Raw genomic sequence first — 16,962 nt, 5'->3', positions numbered from 1 at the left:
GCAGTTCGGAATCGGAATGGCAGACAAATAGGATAAAAAGCCGATATGGTGGAACATACAAAACACGGCGGGAATCTTTGGGAGTTTGCACGCAGAGCAGGGTGCACGCCCGATCAAATCCTGGACTTTTCCGCAAATATCAATCCGCTCGGGTTTCCGGAATGGTTACGTCCGTTTTTGAACTCGAAGATCAGCGATCTTGTCTCTTATCCCGATCCCGATTACGCGTCTTTAAAGGAAAAAATATATGCAAAGTATGGAATATTTCCCGAGCAGATCGTCTTCGGAAACGGAGCGGAGGAACTTATCCATCAGATTCCATTTGCGGTAAACGCCGATTATGCGATTCTGATTGAACCCTGTTACGGCGGTTATCGGGAAGCGATTCAGCTCGCCAATCTTCCCTGCACGGAACTGCGCCTCCTCGAGGAAGATTCGTTCCGTCTTCGAGTCGATGCGATCGAACAGGTTCTACGATCAAATCCGGACCGGAGGGCGTTGATTTTTTTGGGACATCCGAACAATCCCACCGGACTCGCTTTAGATAAAAAAGAAATTCAAACGCTCGTGCGGACATTCTCCGACAGTTTTTTTGTGATCGACGAATCGTTTATCGAATTCGTTTCCGAAGAGGATTCGTTTCAAAACGAACGAACCGAAAATATGATCTTGATCCGGTCTTTGACGAAAATTCTCGCGATTCCGGGACTGCGGATCGGTTTCTGCAACGCTTCGGCAGAAATTTGTTCTCAACTCAAAAAAAGACTCCCCAGTTGGAATGTCAACGCGCTCGCCGCGGCCGTTTACGAAAAAGCGATCGACGATTCGGATTTTTTTAAGACGACAAGGAACAAGGTTTCCGAATGGAAAGGGAACTTCGTTGCGGAGCTCAGTAAATTCGATTTTCTGCATGTATTCCCAAGCGAAACGAATTTTGTTCTGGTAAAAATAAGGAAATACGGAACGGCTGCGACTCTTACAAACTTTCTTCTATCGAAGTATAAGATCGCTATCCGAGATTGCGGTAATTTTACCGGACTCTCGGAATATTTCGTTCGCATTGCGGTCCGAACTCCCGAAGAAAACGAAACGATTTTAAACGCTCTCCACGAGTTATTCCACGGTAAAAAACATCCTCGCAGAATCCCGCGTAAAACTCCGGCCATCATGTTTCAAGGAACGGCGTCTAACGTCGGGAAAAGCGTCATGACCGCAGCATTCTGCCGAATTCTCGTCCAAGAAGGAATCAAAGTCGCTCCGTTTAAATCGCAGAACATGGCCTTAAATTCTTTCGTTACCCGTGAAGGAGGGGAAATCGGACGGGCACAAGCGTTGCAAGCACAGGCCGCAAAAATTCTTCCGGACATTCGGATGAATCCCATTCTTCTCAAACCTTCGAGCGAAAAGGATTCACAAGTAATCATCAACGGTAAACCGATCGCCGCCATGGATTTCAGAGACTATTCGAAATACAAATCCTTCGCGTTTGAAGAGGTGAAAAAAGCGTACGATTCCCTTTCGTCCGAATATGACGCGATCCTAATAGAAGGCGCCGGCAGCGCATCCGAAGTGAACCTGAAAAAAAACGACATCGTAAACATGAGAATGGCGGAGTATGCAAAGGCCAACGTCTTTCTCATCGGAAACATCGATCACGGAGGAATTTTCGGATCGATCCTAGGAACGATGGAGACTCTCTCCGAATGGGAACGAAAACTCGTGGCCGGTTTTATCATCAACCGATTTCGAGGAATCAAAGAATTGCTCAAAACGGGAACGGAATATCTGGAAGAACACACGGGCAAACGCGTCCTCGGAATCGTTTCTCACCTTCAAAATCTGGAACTCCCCGAAGAAGATTCCCTTGAATTCAAATCGGGAACGTTAGACGACACATCGCCCTTAGGAAATAGAATCGATGTCGCCGTAATCGACACACCGAGGATTTCCAATCATACGGATATCGACGCGCTCCGGATGGAGCCGGACGTACGCGTTCGCATCGTGAAAAGTCGAAAGGATCTGGGAGAACCGGACGTGCTGATTCTTCCCGGAAGCAAAAATGTAGTCACCGATCTGGATCATATACGCAATGTCGGTTTAGCGGAATCGATCCTAACCTTGTCGAAAAACGGAAGGACGGAGATCGTTGGCATCTGCGGCGGTTATCAAATGCTCGGAAGAAACGTCTTGGATCCATATCGGATCGAAACGGATCGGGGAAACGCAAAAGGCCTCGGCCTTTTGGATCTGGAAACCGTATTCGAAAAAGATAAATCGCTCAAGCAAGTCAAGGCGATTCACAATCCGAGCGGCTGCGAAGTGGAGGGTTACGAAATCCATCATGGGAGAACGGAGTCGATCGGACAAAACGAAACGATCTTTTTAAACGAAGACAAGGAAGCTCTCGGTCACAGCGATTCTACGGGAAGAATCTGGGGAACATACATTCACGGGGTTTTTGATCGCGACGAATTTCGGAGAAATTATTTGGATCGGATCCGAACCCGCAACGGCAAACAACCCTTGGGTGAAATCCAAGTTTCGTACAATCTTGAAAAATCCCTGGACCGTTTAGCGGGACACGTTCGGCAATCTTTGGACGTGAACTTCGTTTATCAATTGCTGGGTCTTTGACGAGGCCCCGGATCATAGCCGTATCCATCATCGTGAACAGTTTGGAGTAGATTCTTATGGATGCAACAGGTAACTTCCGATAATGTACATTATGTCGCATTACAAAAGAGCTGGGTTGTGTGTTCCGGCACATCGGTAACACTCTAAACCGGAGACATGGGTTACACATTATACTCAATACATCCTTCACGAAACGGATTTCTCGAACATCGAAACAATGCTTGTATGAGTTCCTACATTCTCTCCCTAAAAATCCGGAGTGACCGAAAATCGGCGGCGACCACAAGAATTTCCCTCGATCCAAAGTCGGAAGCGGTTCAGTCTTATCCCTGTCATCGGGTATTCGCAAAAGGCCAACACGGACATTTTTCGCTGACTCAAAAAGTTCCGCTCCGAGAAAAATGCTTCCCCGATTGAAAGCTTATAAGATCCTACTGTCCCTATGCAAATCCTAAGAACGCCGGACTCCGCTTTTGAAAATCTGCCCGGGTACGACTTCAAACCCAACTATGTGGAAGTGCAAAATCTGAGAATGCACTACGTAGAAGAAGGAAACGCCGAAGGCGAAACCGTTCTTCTCCTTCACGGAGAACCGTCCTGGTCTTATCTCTACCGAAAGATGATTCCTCCGCTCGCAGCCGCGGGGTACCGAGTGATCGCGCCCGACCTAGTCGGTTTCGGAAAATCCGATAAGCCGGACGATCCGCAATTTTTCACCTATCAAACGCACATGGATTGGTTGAAGGAATTTATGGAAAAACTGGATCTGAAAAGGATCACTCTGTTCTGTCAAGATTGGGGCGGACTTTTGGGACTTCGACTCGCGGCTGAAAATCAGGACCGCTTTTCCAGAATCGTCGCGGCCAACACGTTTTTACCCACAGGCGATATTCCGCCCAAAGAAGACTTCTTAAAGTGGAGACACTTTTCGCAGAACGTGAAACGACTGGCAATCGGAACGATCGTAAAGAACGGTTGCACTTCCGAACTCACGAAAGAAATCGTAGCCGCCTACGACGCGCCCTATCCCGACGAAACCTACAAGGCGGCTGCGCGAAAGTTTCCCGCATTGGTTCCGATCACACCGGACGATCCCGCATCCGCAGCGAATCGAAAGGCTTGGGAGATTTTAAAAACTTGGAAGAAACCGTTTCTCACCGCGTTCAGCGACAAAGATCCGATCACAAAGGGGGGCGATATCTTTTTTAGAAGGTTGATCCCCGGTGCGAAAGGACAAAAACACGTCACGATCGCCAACGGAGGACATTTTTTGCAGGAGGACAAAGGGGAAGAATTGGCCGAAGTCGTAAAAGTCTTCATCTCGGCCAATCCTTAAGGCAAATTGAATATTATGATTTTGGAAAGTTCTCCAGAAGCTCCTTATTTTTCAACTTTTGATCCTTGAGCATCTGATAATTCTCGGCCTTGATCGCTTTGAAGTTTTGGATGATCTTCATCTTTTCCTTCATGAATTCCTTTAAGGGTTCGAGCAGAAGTTCTTTTCCGTTCCAAGAAGCTTGTTCCCCCGTTTTAAGATCCAATTCTCCGCCGGAGGAAGAATTGACGGCGACCTCTCCTTCATTCACGAAAACTCCGTCGGGTATATCCGAATCGTCGTTGCGGGGAGCCTTTTTCTTTTCTTCGCTGATCACGAACTGAGTTCCGCGAACGCCGGCCGTATAAGAAGTCGAACTAACCTGAAGATCTTCCTTCTTATTCGATTTTTGAACGTTGGCGAAAAGTTTCCCGGAAACCAAAGTCACCTTGGCCGTGTTTTTGGAGTTATCGGACAAGAGTTCCGCGATTTCGATTTTCGTAAACGGCGCCAAACGGATCACCGCGTTCGCACCCAACTGAAGATCGGCCTTTCCGTCTCCGGTTTCCACCTTCGCGGTTTTGGTAAGAACCGTGTTCTTCTTCAGCGTTTCCGTTTTACCGCTTTGAGAATACTGAACTTTTCCCGTAACGAATAAAGCGATCGCAACCTCTTCGTCGGCCGATAGGACTTGGGGAACAAGGAAAACGATGGAAAGAAAAAATAAAACCTTACGAATCATACCGGAAAAAATTACACGGGTTCCCGAAAAAATCCACAATAAATTTCCCGGTTTGAAGATCGGCTCTCGCAAAGATCGAATTTCTTTTTCAATCCCGGCCGTCTTACGTCGACGCCATAATCGGAAGACGATCGGACGTAAGAGAGATCGGAAGAAAATTCAGCCGTTGCCGTTGTTGATTCTTCTTTCGATGACTTGATTGAGAAGATCGGCGAGTTCCTGAAACTCGTCGCCTTTGCGGATCTTAATCTTCTTAACGGGCTCTTCCCCAGCCGCCATTTTTTTGAGATGATTTTTGATATTGTAAACCGGTCCGGCCATCTTGTGAGAATAGATCACCGTAAAGATCGCGGTCATTCCGAGAAACAAACCGGATAAAAGAAGAATTCCGTTCACCTGAATCGTAAACATGTCCAGTCTGTGATCGTAATCCGGCAGAAAGATTTCGCGTTCCACGAACTTTTCCTTTTCCACTCCGTTCTGATCTTCGAATCCCTTTTGATAGACCTTGACCGGATCGTTTCTTAAACGGAAAACGACTCCCTTATCGAACTTCGTGTAGTTCAGCCAATAGAGAAATCCCACGGTTAAGAGTAAGCCGAAAACGATCAGCAGAGAATAATTCAATAAAAACTTGAGTTGAAAGTCCCGGTCGATGATGTAGTTGCTAAAAATTCTTTTTTTACCGGGGTCGTTCTGTGTCATGCAAGGTCCTCGGGACTAAATTTCCCGATTTACCGGCCGACTGTCAAAGAGAATTTGATTTTAGTGGAGTTGAATCACTTCGGAGATCGACGCTCTCTCGATCGTGATTTCTCTTTCCAGAGTTTGAACATACATCGAGTTCTCGTCCATATCGACGATCACACCTTCGATCGATTTCCCATCGACCAGAACGATACGTTCCATTCTTTGAAACTCCGTTAAGAGTTCTTGTTTACTCGCATACGCCCGGTTTTTATCGCGAGGAATCGCATCGATCGGAAGTTTTTCGAACTCCGTTCCGAGACGGTCCTTTTCCGCGTCGTTCAAACGGCTACGGACAAAGCCCTTTTGATTTACGAAAATTCCCTGATTCGGTTCAAGAACCTGTTCCCCTTCCGGGGCTGTATTTTTGGATTCTTCTCGAGCGCTGATCGCAACGCGTCCTTCGAGAACCCGAACCCGAGTCCCTTCTCCCGGAACGTTTTGAAAGCTGAAGCTGGTTCCCCGGACTTCGGCGCTTACGTTCTCGGAACGAACGATGAATTCTTCTTTTTTAAGATTCTTATGAATGTGTGCGAGCAGTTCGCCTTTTTCCAGATCGATTCCTATCTTATAATGTGTGGAAAGATCGATCAAACGGAACGAAACTTCCGAGTCGGGAAGAATTCTCACCGCGATTCCATCGGAAACTTTCAGATTCAGAATCGCACCCGGAGCGGTAACGACCCTTTGGCCTTCTTGGATTCGCACGCCGGGCTTGAGGAGAATTTTATCCTTCGGATCGGAAGATGTTAAATACGCGTCCCCTTCCACCTGAGAAATTTCGACGCCGCCTTTTTCGGAACCGACGGGGGATTTATCTTTTAGAATAGAATAATATCCTAATGTAACGGCGAACAAAAAGATCGCCGCGGCGGAAAGCCCGATTACGAGCTTATTCTTTGCAAAATCGGAAAAGGATAAAACGTTGTTTTTGCGGGTCGCCGCGATTCCGTGCCTTGCATTCGAACGATTTAAGGTAGAATCGTCGGATTTTTCGGAAAGTGCGCGGGCATAGAGGGACTCGAAGTCTCCTTCTTGGGGCGAATATTCAACCCAGGAATTGCTTAAGCCTTTGGCCAGCCATTCCACAGAAGGACTCAAATCGTTCCGCTTCCCATCGAGCAGAATTTCTTTAATCTTCTCTTCCCTTTCCATTCCCGATTCTTCCATTTTTATCGATACTCTTAATCAGGGTTTCAAATTTTTCTTTTCCGCGATTTCCGTCACCTTCGCAGTCGCCTTTACGATCAAACGCGAAGCGGTCGAAACCGATATATTCATAATTTCCGCAATGGTCGTCAGATTGTAATCTTCCATAAACCGAAGAATCAAAGCATACTTCTCGTCCTCTTCTAACTCATCCAAACAGTCGAGAAGACGCTCTTCCAAATCCTTGAGTTCGGCCTTTCTGACGAAAGAAAGCTTTTGTTCCTGAAAGTCCTGCATTTCCGGATTTCCACTTTCCTTTACGGTGGAAAATTTCCGAGAGTGATTGATGGACCGATTTCTGGCGATCGTGTAAAGCAAACGGACCGCCTGTTCCCGATCTATATCCGTGTCCGCATACTTCCTGAAAAAATTCAGGAATGTGTCCTGCATGAGGTCCATCGCGACTTCAGGATTCCCGGAGCTGTATTTATAGAGGAAATCAAAGATCTTTCCGCTGTACTCTCGATAGAGAGCATCCATAAAATCTTTCCGGGAGGTCATTGGAACTAAGTTGAAGAGTGAGAACCCGATTTCAAGTAAATTCCTCTGCCGCTCCTGCCTTCTATCCTGAGTTAACAGAGCGATTTCGGTTTTTTTTCAGATCGACGGTTTTTTTTGGAGGTTCTCGAAGATTATTTCTTTTGATTCAAATTCCAGTCGTAATCCAAGTATTCGACTTCCGAATTGACCGGAACCGGAGAAAGTCCCGAGTTGGAATTGAAGAAGTTCACGAGATTTCCGGATTTCCGCGTGAAATCTTCCTGGAACCACTGAAAGATCTTCGAAAGATACAGAACGTTTTTTGTCGCATTGTATCGGTTGTAGTTTGGGTTGGAAAGAAATCGTTTTGCCGCGCTTGAAAGCTGGCTTTCCAGCTTAGAAGGTTGAAACGCTTCTTCGAGAAGGGGTGGACATCCTTTGGATGCGCAGTTGATCGCGAAATGAATTCTCGGTTCTTGAAACTCCCTTCTCAGTTTTTGATGTTCGATCCAATCCAAATTTTTTTTAGATCCTAACAAAGAGAAGAATTCCAGCTTCCACGGTCCCGTCAAAATTCCTCCGAGTTCCTTGATGCTTTTCAGAGGATAATGATCCAAGATCAGCCGGATCGTAAACGCGTTGTATGCGTTGATCAGAAAACTCAGTTTTTCCGTTTGGCTAAAGGAAGAATATTCGGCTTCGGAAACGGAACTCAACGTTTGCAGGTAAGAATCCAGAGCGGCTCGGTTATTTTTCCAAGATGTATAATCGACGGAACCTTCTTTGACATACTTTTTGAGTTCGGCGTTAAAAGAACCGTGTTTATGATCGAAGGCGAACAGGCTCGCGCGGCCGATAAAACCCGAACCGATCCAAACGAGAAGAATCAAAACGATCGTAGCCGTTGTAGACATTGACAATGGATTTCGACCGCGGGTTCGGCGGATAGGTTCTTGTTTGTTTTCCGATGTAAAATCGTTCGATGGATCGAGTTTATCGGTTCGGAAAAACCATTGAAGATATTTTATAATTTTACTATGTACTAATATATGTTCGTCTTTCATAAAGCCGAATTATTCCTTTGTATTCGTATGGGGTTCGTGCGATACAGTGTTATCTTTGTATGATTTACAGCGAATTGCAATGATTTCTTTTCGGAATCGTCATGTGGACATGCGTAAACCGCAAAAAAACATCCTCCCTCATTCTCCATATTTAAGAATTCAGTGTGTGCGTATTCGCGTTTGATTGGAATTAGTTATCTTCGAAGATTTTTCGAGAAAAATAATTCCGATAGTCCAAATCCTGTGCGTAAATTGGGTTCGGTTCGAATTGAAATTCGCGAGTAACCGTGTTGGAGTTGAAATCGAGGGTCAGAATATTCCTGTAGACATCGTGAAAGGTGGGAGTTCCCACAGAAACCGTTTCCACAATAGAATTCCCGACTCCGATCTCTTCCAACCAAAGCAGATAATTCACTAAAAAACAGCGGGACACTCCGTGAGAGGCCGCAAACGAAGCGAGAATGGAAACGATTCCAGTTCCCATTCTAATATTCATTCGGATCAAAGGACCTTGATCTTTCTGATACATCGTCTTTCCCGGTTTAGAATTCAAACGCGGCATCGCTACGATATACTTTGCATATCTACGGATCAGCGTCGGAATCCGTTTCGGCAAATTCTTCCGATCTTTCTCATTCAATCCAGTCCAGTAGCGTTCGGGAATCAAAAACGTTTCCACGCTTGATTCACCGTCGACGATCCAACGTTTTCGAACTTTTTGGGTTTCAGCCAAGATGATATTTCCCATATCAAAACACGGTTCTTTCAAACGAAAGCCGAGCCCGCATTAACAAGAAAAACCGCATTTTCTACTTCCAAAATCGCCCCTTTTTTTCGATAAAAATCTTAGGCGCTCCTTCGTCGAATTCGACTTGGAAAATTTCGGCGGCGGGATTCCAACCAAACCAAAATGATTCTACAAATTCGAACGTTTCTTTTATCGATTTTCGTTTGGGGGGAAATCGTTTTGGTCTTCGGATTGTTCCACGGGACCGGGACAGGAACTCACTCGTCTCTTTTTTCCCAGGAAAAACAGCAACAACGAGAACAAGCCGAAACAAAACCGCTCCTCCGCGTCTTTCCATCATTTCGAAAGGAAGAATGTGATTGGGCGATTCGTTGGGATATTTGTATGAGTTGCCTAAAGATCGGGAGAAGATACGCGCAGAAGATTCACTTTTATCCTTCGGGACCGTATCGGGAACACGGTTGTTATTCCGACGAAGAAGGTTTTTTTCTGATGGATGAATAAAATCCGAATCTCTCCGAATCGAATCACGGGAAACAAAAGTAAACCGTATCAACCACGGTTTACTTTTACAACGGTAAGTTCGTCGGTAATCTAGCGCTAAGGATGTGGAGCGTGCGAAGCAGTCGGCTCGTTCGAGACGACCGAAGGCGATAGCCGCAGCGCGGAACAAGCCGGGCCTGCGATTTTTAAGAAAAGTTTTGTTGGAAGGCGAACTCGAGCAGGAGCGCCCAAACCGACGGAGGTGCGGCGGAGAAATTAAACCGAAAAGAATTTAAGCCGATCGTTATAGGAGTTCAGCACCCCGCCGACCGGAATCGGACAAGCGAGGTGAGAAGTAGGAAAAATCTTATTTCTTACAAGCCTGGATTGCAGGAATACTTTTTGCAGACTTAAGACAAGTGAGGTCGAATTTTCCGGACATACATTCTTTTTGTAATACGGGAACCAAAGTCGCTTTCATAGTCGCGATATTTGCAGTATCATCCGCTTTTTGTCCAGCAGTCAGATTGGTTAACATTTCTTCAACGATAGGAGCACACTCTTCCGCTGAATGTTTTGGTCCGCCGCACATTACAGTTAATGAAAGAACTGCAAGAGCGCTTAGGGAAATCATGAGAACTTTTTTCATCTAATCTTCCTCTTTTGAGTATTGGGAACCACTTTAACCCGATCTTGTTCCCTGAAAAGTGATTTTTTAGACGGGAGAATAGTTATTCCATAATGTTGAATTCCTTTTTCTCCCTTAAATTTTAATATTTTGGCGCGGGAATCATATTGATACGTACCCGCATTAACCAATACCTCAAACCCGGTTTTATAATGAATCTCGGGGATAAAGATTTCGGTTTCCGGAAACAATTCCCCTTCCTGCCGAAACGAATATTTGAACAAGGATCGTTCCATATCGAAGGTCAATGCGATCGGCAATCCTTTCGTTCGAATCGGATACGGACGACTGAAAGCCCGTACCGCCCTTCCTCCGTCTTCATCGTAAGCAGTCGGAGTGTCCATCGAGTAAATCGAAAGATCCTCTTCGTTCCAACGATCGCCCAAACTATGCGTATGATCGGGCGTATAATTCCACAACGCAAGATGCACGAAATTTTTTTCCACGGCCTTCATGACCCGATCCAGCGCTTTTTCCAAAACTCCGTAGTCTTTTTTGAGATAGGCCGCGCGCTGATTCAAATCCATCGGAATTCCGGTTTCCCCGATCACGGTCGGACAGTTACCCATGTGTCGTTCGGACATTTCGCGGATCATACGGATCGTCTCTTCGTAGGCCTTGTCTATATTTTCTTTTCCGAATATAGGTTTTTGCTTAAATACATGAACCCCGAACCAGGGATAATACCGTTTGAGCATCAGCACGGAAATATCGTACCAATGCGTTGCGTTCACGATCGAACCGTGATTCTTTTTCGGAGTTTCCTTCCATTCGAGTTCGAGTCGGGACGGGTCGCTTTCGATAAAGATATGAAACCGACTTTCCACCTTCTGCACTCGTTCCTTGAACTTCCTGATGAACGGCTGCATGAAGTCGGAATAGAATTCGTATTTTCTCCCGTTCTTTTTGTAAAAATATTCGGGACGAAGCATCATAGGCGCTCCGTTCGGATCGTAGTCCCAAACACCGTGATTTCTCCAGATACACTGATGCCCGCGCTTCCAAAGAGGAATTCCGCCGTTGTTCAACCGAACCTTCCCCCAAGGCAAACTCCAAAAACCGAGCATATACGCTTGTTCCGCCGAAACCGCGCGTCCTTCGGAAAGATACATTTCCTTAAACGGAGAGGTTTTGATCACCTTACCGAATCCGAATCCGTCGAATTCTCCGAGATTCTTTTTACCGATCCAACCGGGAGACGGTTCGTTTAACGAGTCGAAGCCGACTACGTTTTTATACTTCTTGAGTTTACGTACGATTTTGAGTACGGATTCGATGTAATGATCCTGTAAAAAGTCCTGCGCGTTTTTGCCGCCGATCTTCGTATCGGGTGCGAATTCCCTTCCTCCGAAAAACAAAGTGAACATCGTGGCGCACGCGTATTTCTGATAGTTGAGAGGCCACGACATTCTTCGGTAATTTCTTCCGTGATGATGATGTACGATCGCGGTTTCCGAATCGCGGATCTTGGAAATATCCATTCCCAGTTCCTCCAAGGTCCAGCCGGGCGCTCCGTCTCCTCCGGTAAATCGGGACCATACGTCCTGATGCGGATCGATAAACAGATACAATCCTTTTTGAGCCGCGAGTGCGACCATTCTCTCCACGTAATCGACGTATTCCGTGTCGTATTTTCCGGGACCCTTGTGTTCGATTCCTTCCCACGTTATGAGAAACCGCAAAAAATTGAATCCCCATTTGCGGAGACGATCGAAGTGTTCCGCAGCCTGATCCTCTTCGAGAGGTCTTCCCACGAACGAAACGTTTCTATGATTGAAGAAGGTTAAGGTCTGATCGAAGTGTGTGGTTCCGTCCGGTTTGGAGGGAAGTTTTGCCGAACCGGAAAGATTCACTCCTCTCAACTGATAGATCGCTCCGTCTTTTCCGGTGAAATGTCCGTTCTTAACGAATAATTCTTCCATAATATTCTAATATTCTCCGAATTGAATTCTCGCGTCCTCGTAGCCGCGGCTGATCAGATAATCCGCCTGCACCTGCGAGAAGTTCAAAATACTTCCGAATCCGAGCGAGGTTCTCGGTCCGATCGTACGAATTTTCAACTCGGGCCGATCGGCGCTGGGGATGGAGAGAAGGGAGGAAAGTCTGGACTTCTTTCTCTTTCTCTTTTTTTTCTCGAAGTTCAAGTTTGACATCACGGTTTGATACGAACCGATGAGCGAAAGCTCGAATACGCGTTCCAAACCTTCCCGTCTCGTTTTCGGCAAACCCATGTCGATTCCCCCGACGGGTGAAAGAAGGACTACGACGATATCCGTCGCGCCCCGTTCGACCGCCGGAAGGATCGGGGTGTTTGCCATAACTCCCCCGTCCCAGTGAGGTTTTCCGTCGACGTATTGCCAAGGGAAGAACATCGGAATCGCCGAAGAAGCCATCACATGTTCGATGTCGATTTCCTTGTTTCTAAAAAATACGAGTTCCGCGGTGAGAATGTTGACCGCCGTGATAATGACTTCCACGGGATTCTTCCGCAACTTGCGGAAGTCGAGATGAGAATACAAAAGATTTTTGAGAGGAGTCGTATCGGTTAAAGGAGAATAGCTTTTGACGAAGATGTCGACAAGATCGTTCCAAATCGAATAACGCATCACCTTCTTCGCTTCGATGGACTTCCACAACTTCGTGATTTCCATCGCGTTCATCCCGCAACCCATCGCGGTAGCGGTAATCGCTCCTACGGAAGTTCCGCAGATGATATCCGGTTTGAATTGGATTTCTTCCAAATAACGGAGAACGCCCGCTTGGTAAGCGCCTCTGGCTCCGCCTCCGGATAAAATAAGGGCACGTTTCATTCTACCTGAATCTCAAAGGGTTTAAAAAATGTGAAGAATTTTCGGTTTGTCGAGTGAAACTCAAAGGGACAGATTTTTTCGAAAGAGGGAAACCTCCTGAGCGACTGCATCGTTTCGTCGACATCCATCTGTCGAGATCGGAAGCTCGAGAATGACCAGTTCTCGAAACTCAGAAAGGTCAGCGGTCTGATTGGATTGCAATGTCCCGACTACGGCTGTATTGCAAGTGAAACCCGGGCTATTGCTCAGCCACCTCACCGGTCAATTGTTTACAACAACTATCATTCACTAGACCACCTCCTTTTCGTGTGGCCGCAGAATATTCTGTCTCATTAAAATGTCAAGAACAGAGCGATTTTTTTGAGAATTTTCTTTCCTGAAAGGAGCATCGAGCGGACACCGCGCTTTCATCGACGACATTCGGCAAAAGCCGCGATTCGCGCCGCCTTCGGCGGCGCGCAACAAAGAATCAACAAATGATTTACGAAACTGCCTTCACTCTGGAAATCAATATCATCGCGATCACGTTAAACCCCATTGCAAGAAAACCGGCCACCTCGTAGTTTTGATACGGAGCGGTCGGAGTCGCCGCAACCAAAATGCTCCCCCCGATCGTAGCCCCGAGTCCCGAAGCCAGGTTTTGCAACGCGGAGATCACCGTCATAAAACGTCCCCGGTCCTTCGGCTCGGTCGTGGATGTGATCAAAGCCAAGGCGGGAATCCATCTTCCCGATACGATCACCATAAAGGCGGTCGTCAACGTCACCACCGTTACGAGATCGGCCTTACCTAGATTGGTCATGATAAAAATCGGAATAAAGGATAACGGAACCAGAATATAGAATACCTTGTGTTTTCCGATCTTGTCGGAAGCGATCCCGACCAGTCTCGAAGAAAAAAAGGTCACAAGCCCGCCGAAGAAATAAATCCAAGAGATATTCTCTTTGGGAATTCCCACGTTCCGTTCCATATAAGGCGCGATAAACGGAATGACGGTAAAACCGCCGAGGATCACGAACATGATAAGCATATACGAAGCCATGTATCGTTTGTATGTGAGAATCCGGATGAAGTTTTGAATCGGATTGTCTCCCGCGGATTGAAACGGAGGAATGCTCGGAAGATGATAATACATCAGAACCAGAATCGGAAGACTCAATAAAACGATTCCCGCAAAGGACATGTTCCATCCGTAAAATTCGGCGACTTTCAAACCCAACGGAATCCCGATCACGGAAGAAACGGAAAACGCTCCCATGATCGCGCCGGTCGCCCTTCCCCTTCTTTCCATCGCGATCACGTCTCCTACGATCGCAAAGATGACGGAACTCAGAATTCCTCCGAACGCTCCGGAAATGATTCTCGCCAATAAAAGAAGAATGTACGAATCGGCAACGGCACAGAACGCGGTGCCTACGATAAAACCGGTATATAAGAAAATTGCGGCGGACTTTCGGTTGAAACGATCGATAAAAAGAGCGCCTACGATTCCCGCCGCGAACGCGCTGTATGTATATGCAGAAATCAGAAAGGAGAATTCTCTCGGATTGATATGAAACGCTTCTTGAAAGTAGCTTCCGAGAGGCATCATGATTACGAAGTCGAGAATGTGAGTGAATTGAACGGCCGCTAATACGAAGATCAGCATCGGTTCGGATTTTACATGAATGTTGCGAGAAGGGTGGGAAGACATAGATATTGGATAGCATGAGAAATGTCAGTTTCCTGTAGATAGAAAAACGGGAAAAATGGATTGAACGACTGGAATTCCCGCAAAAGAATCCTCACAAAAAAGGAAATCCACCGTATGAAAGTTAAATTTATTTCCGCAAATTCGGCCCTTTCCTCCGTCAAAGCGGGTCAAAGGGTTTTCGTTCACAGCGTGGCGGCCGTTCCGACTCTTTTGATCGAAGCGTTGACCGCCCGAGCCGGCGAGTTGTCTAACGTGGAAATGATTCACCTTCATACCGAAGGAGACGCTCCTTATGCGAAACCGGGAATGGAGGGAAAATTCTTTACGAACGCTTTGTTCGTCGCTGCCAATATGCGCAAGGCCGTGGAGGAAGGACGGGCCGATTATATTCCGATTTTCTTAAGCGAATGCCCTTTGTTGTTCCGCAACGGAATTCTTCCTTTGGACGTCGCCTTGGTACAGGTTTCCCCTCCCGATAAACACGGCTATTGTTCTCTCGGAGTTTCCGTGGACATTAGCAAGGCCGCCGTGGAAACCGCAAAGATAGTGATCGCGCAAGTCAACGAAAACATGCCCCGCACACACGGAGACGGAATCATCCACGTCGACAGAATTCATTCTTTGGTGGAAGGACATCAAACGTTGTACGAACACGTTTCCGAAACGCCGTCCGAAGTTGAACTCTCGATCGGAAAAAACGTGGCCTCTCTTGTGGAAGACGGAGCGACGTTGCAAATGGGAATCGGAGCGATCCCCAATGCGGTCCTAACGTGCCTGACTTCTCACAAAGATTTGGGAATTCATACGGAGATGTTTTCGGACGGAGTGATGGAACTCGTTCAAAAAGGAATCATCACCGGAATTCATAAAAAGAAACATCCCGGAAAAATCGTTTCCGGCTTCGTGATGGGAACCCGCAAACTCTACGACTTTATCGACGACAATCCGGAAGTTGCGATGCTCGATATCGGTTATATCAACGATCCCCACGTGATAAGAAAAAATCCGAAAGTCACGGCGATCAATTCCGCGGTGGAAGTGGATCTGACCGGACAAGTTTGTGCGGACACGATCGGAACAAGACAATATTCCGGAGTCGGAGGTCAGATGGATTTTATCCGAGGCGCCTCCCTTTCGGAACGAGGCAAACCCATCATCGCCTTACCCTCTTCCACTTCCAAGGGAGAATCCAGAATCGTTCCGATGTTGAAACCCGGCGCCAACGTGGTCACAACACGCGCGCACGTTCACTACATCGTGACCGAATACGGAATCGCGAATTTATACGGGAAGAATTTACGACAAAGGGCAAAAGCCTTAATCGAGATCGCTCATCCCGATCACAGAGAAAAACTCGAACGAGAAGCGTTGGAACGGTTTAAGATTCTTTAAAAAAGAAACGCGGAAACGGCGCGGTATTTGTCATCGAATTTTATTTTTTATACGAAAGAATCGCATCGGAATCGTTTGACGAAAACGTCGTTTTTCGTCAAATTGATTTTGAAACGACTTTCCGATGAAATTTGAAAGGGACAAAGTTTATGAAGGAATTTTTCTTTCGGACGTTCACTACCTTCTCAATAAAAAAATAAAATCCCACAAACACAAAGAACTCTTTCAGTTCCTGGATCATCTCGAAAAAAAGAACGTCCGCTTTCAAACGATCTACCTCGTGGGCGACATCATCGAGAATTGGTTTTTCAGCGCATCTCGCAAACTCCGCCGCAGTAAAAAGAAATTCAACAAACTCTTCGACAGACTCGACTCTTTATCGGTCCGTGGCGGCGACAAAATCTACATCGTAGGAAATCACGACTCGACTTCGTATCTGATGAGCCTTCCACCCAAGATAGAAAAGTATCTAAAGGAACGGGATTGGCAAGTCTGCGAAAAAACCGAAAACGAAACCCTGATTGCGGTGCACGGCCATCAGGGACAATACAACCGGTTCACCTGGATCGGGTCGATTTTTCTATTACGTTTTTTGCATGCGATTGCCGTACTGATTCCCAACCTTTTCCGTTATTCGGAAGCGTTCTATCAAAAACACCTGAACAGACAGGACCCTACTACGACCGAAGAGATTCTGCGGTATTACGAACGTCTATCTAGAATCACGCACCAAGGAGATCGACTTTTGATTTCGGGTCACACACACGATTTTCTTTGTATTCCTCATTTAAGAATCATCAACACGGGGGATTGGGTGAAAAGCAACAGCTTCGTATTACAAGACGGATCTCATTTTATCGGAGCCAAGATGAACAAACGGGGAGAATTCTCCAAAGAATTCGTTTACAAACACAAGGAAGATTCCTCCGTTTAGTAAAAATATTTCTTGCTTAA

General features: G+C 46.4%; 15 protein-coding genes. 5 read left to right on the top strand and 10 right to left on the bottom strand.

Annotation, left to right across the window (positions count from 1 at the left end; all coding sequences use genetic code 11):
* Window positions 1–48: 48 nt before the first annotated feature.
* Both LFX25_RS18750 and LFX25_RS18745 read left to right on the top strand, forming a co-directional pair.
* On the top strand, window positions 49–2,637 hold the full coding sequence (locus tag LFX25_RS18750) for a cobyric acid synthase (protein ID WP_238732074.1): 2,589 nt from the start codon (window positions 49–51) through the stop codon (window positions 2,635–2,637).
* Between the two features lie 442 nt (window positions 2,638–3,079).
* Window positions 3,080–3,973, top strand: a complete 894-nt coding sequence (locus LFX25_RS18745; protein ID WP_238731784.1) for a haloalkane dehalogenase — start codon at window positions 3,080–3,082, stop codon at window positions 3,971–3,973.
* A 13-nt stretch (window positions 3,974–3,986) separates the two neighbouring features.
* Here LFX25_RS18745 and LFX25_RS18740 read toward each other — a convergent pair whose 3' ends face one another.
* From LFX25_RS18740 to LFX25_RS18715, 6 genes are all read right to left on the bottom strand, one after another.
* On the bottom strand, window positions 3,987–4,694 hold the full coding sequence (locus LFX25_RS18740) for a FecR family protein (RefSeq protein ID WP_238731783.1): 708 nt from the start codon (window positions 4,692–4,694) through the stop codon (window positions 3,987–3,989).
* Window positions 4,695–4,853: 159 nt separating this feature from the next.
* Entirely contained in the window at window positions 4,854–5,399 is a 546-nt protein-coding gene (locus tag LFX25_RS18735; RefSeq protein WP_238731782.1) for a HAMP domain-containing protein, read from the bottom strand.
* Window positions 5,400–5,459: 60 nt separating this feature from the next.
* Complete coding sequence (locus LFX25_RS18730; protein ID WP_238731781.1) at window positions 5,460–6,611, bottom strand: FecR family protein; 1,152 nt, start codon at window positions 6,609–6,611, stop codon at window positions 5,460–5,462.
* 18 nt (window positions 6,612–6,629) lie between these two features.
* A complete protein-coding gene (locus LFX25_RS18725) occupies window positions 6,630–7,130 on the bottom strand; it encodes an RNA polymerase sigma factor (RefSeq protein ID WP_238731780.1) in 501 nt (166 codons plus the stop codon).
* 152 nt (window positions 7,131–7,282) lie between these two features.
* Entirely contained in the window at window positions 7,283–8,044 is a 762-nt protein-coding gene (locus tag LFX25_RS18720) for a DUF547 domain-containing protein (protein WP_238731779.1), read from the bottom strand.
* A gap of 340 nt (window positions 8,045–8,384) precedes the next feature.
* On the bottom strand, window positions 8,385–8,942 hold the full coding sequence (locus LFX25_RS18715) for a DUF1564 domain-containing protein (RefSeq protein ID WP_238731778.1): 558 nt from the start codon (window positions 8,940–8,942) through the stop codon (window positions 8,385–8,387).
* A 162-nt stretch (window positions 8,943–9,104) separates the two neighbouring features.
* On the opposite strand from LFX25_RS18715, the gene LFX25_RS18710 reads away from it, so the two are divergent.
* Window positions 9,105–9,446: a hypothetical protein gene (locus tag LFX25_RS18710; protein WP_406600545.1), complete on the top strand. Its 342-nt coding sequence runs from the start codon at window positions 9,105–9,107 to the stop codon at window positions 9,444–9,446.
* A 346-nt stretch (window positions 9,447–9,792) separates the two neighbouring features.
* Here LFX25_RS18710 and LFX25_RS18705 read toward each other — a convergent pair whose 3' ends face one another.
* The 4 genes from LFX25_RS18705 to LFX25_RS18690 form a co-directional block, all read right to left on the bottom strand.
* Entirely contained in the window at window positions 9,793–10,074 is a 282-nt protein-coding gene (locus LFX25_RS18705; RefSeq protein WP_100764322.1) for a TIGR04454 family lipoprotein, read from the bottom strand.
* On the bottom strand, window positions 10,071–12,035 hold the full coding sequence (locus LFX25_RS18700; RefSeq protein ID WP_238731777.1) for a glycoside hydrolase family 5 protein: 1,965 nt from the start codon (window positions 12,033–12,035) through the stop codon (window positions 10,071–10,073). Before LFX25_RS18700 ends, LFX25_RS18705 begins: the two co-directional genes overlap by 4 nt.
* Before the next feature lie 6 nt (window positions 12,036–12,041).
* Window positions 12,042–12,923 (bottom strand): patatin-like phospholipase family protein, encoded by an 882-nt coding sequence (locus tag LFX25_RS18695; RefSeq protein ID WP_135780171.1) that lies wholly within the window; start codon window positions 12,921–12,923, stop codon window positions 12,042–12,044.
* Window positions 12,924–13,404: 481 nt separating this feature from the next.
* Window positions 13,405–14,616 (bottom strand): MFS transporter, encoded by a 1,212-nt coding sequence (locus LFX25_RS18690; protein ID WP_238731776.1) that lies wholly within the window; start codon window positions 14,614–14,616, stop codon window positions 13,405–13,407.
* A 114-nt stretch (window positions 14,617–14,730) separates the two neighbouring features.
* On the opposite strand from LFX25_RS18690, the gene LFX25_RS18685 reads away from it, so the two are divergent.
* The gene (locus tag LFX25_RS18685; RefSeq protein WP_238731775.1) at window positions 14,731–16,008 is read left to right on the top strand and encodes an acetyl-CoA hydrolase/transferase family protein; all 1,278 of its coding nucleotides are present in this window, start codon (window positions 14,731–14,733) and stop codon (window positions 16,006–16,008) included.
* A gap of 124 nt (window positions 16,009–16,132) precedes the next feature.
* Complete coding sequence (locus LFX25_RS18680; protein ID WP_238731774.1) at window positions 16,133–16,942, top strand: UDP-2,3-diacylglucosamine diphosphatase; 810 nt, start codon at window positions 16,133–16,135, stop codon at window positions 16,940–16,942.
* The last annotated feature ends 20 nt before the right edge of the window (window positions 16,943–16,962 follow it).

Source organism: Leptospira sanjuanensis, from assembly GCF_022267325.1.
Taxonomy (GTDB): Bacteria; Spirochaetota; Leptospiria; order Leptospirales; family Leptospiraceae; genus Leptospira; species Leptospira sanjuanensis.
Note: the sequence above shows the minus strand (reverse complement) of the source record. Positions and strands in the feature narration are given on the sequence as shown.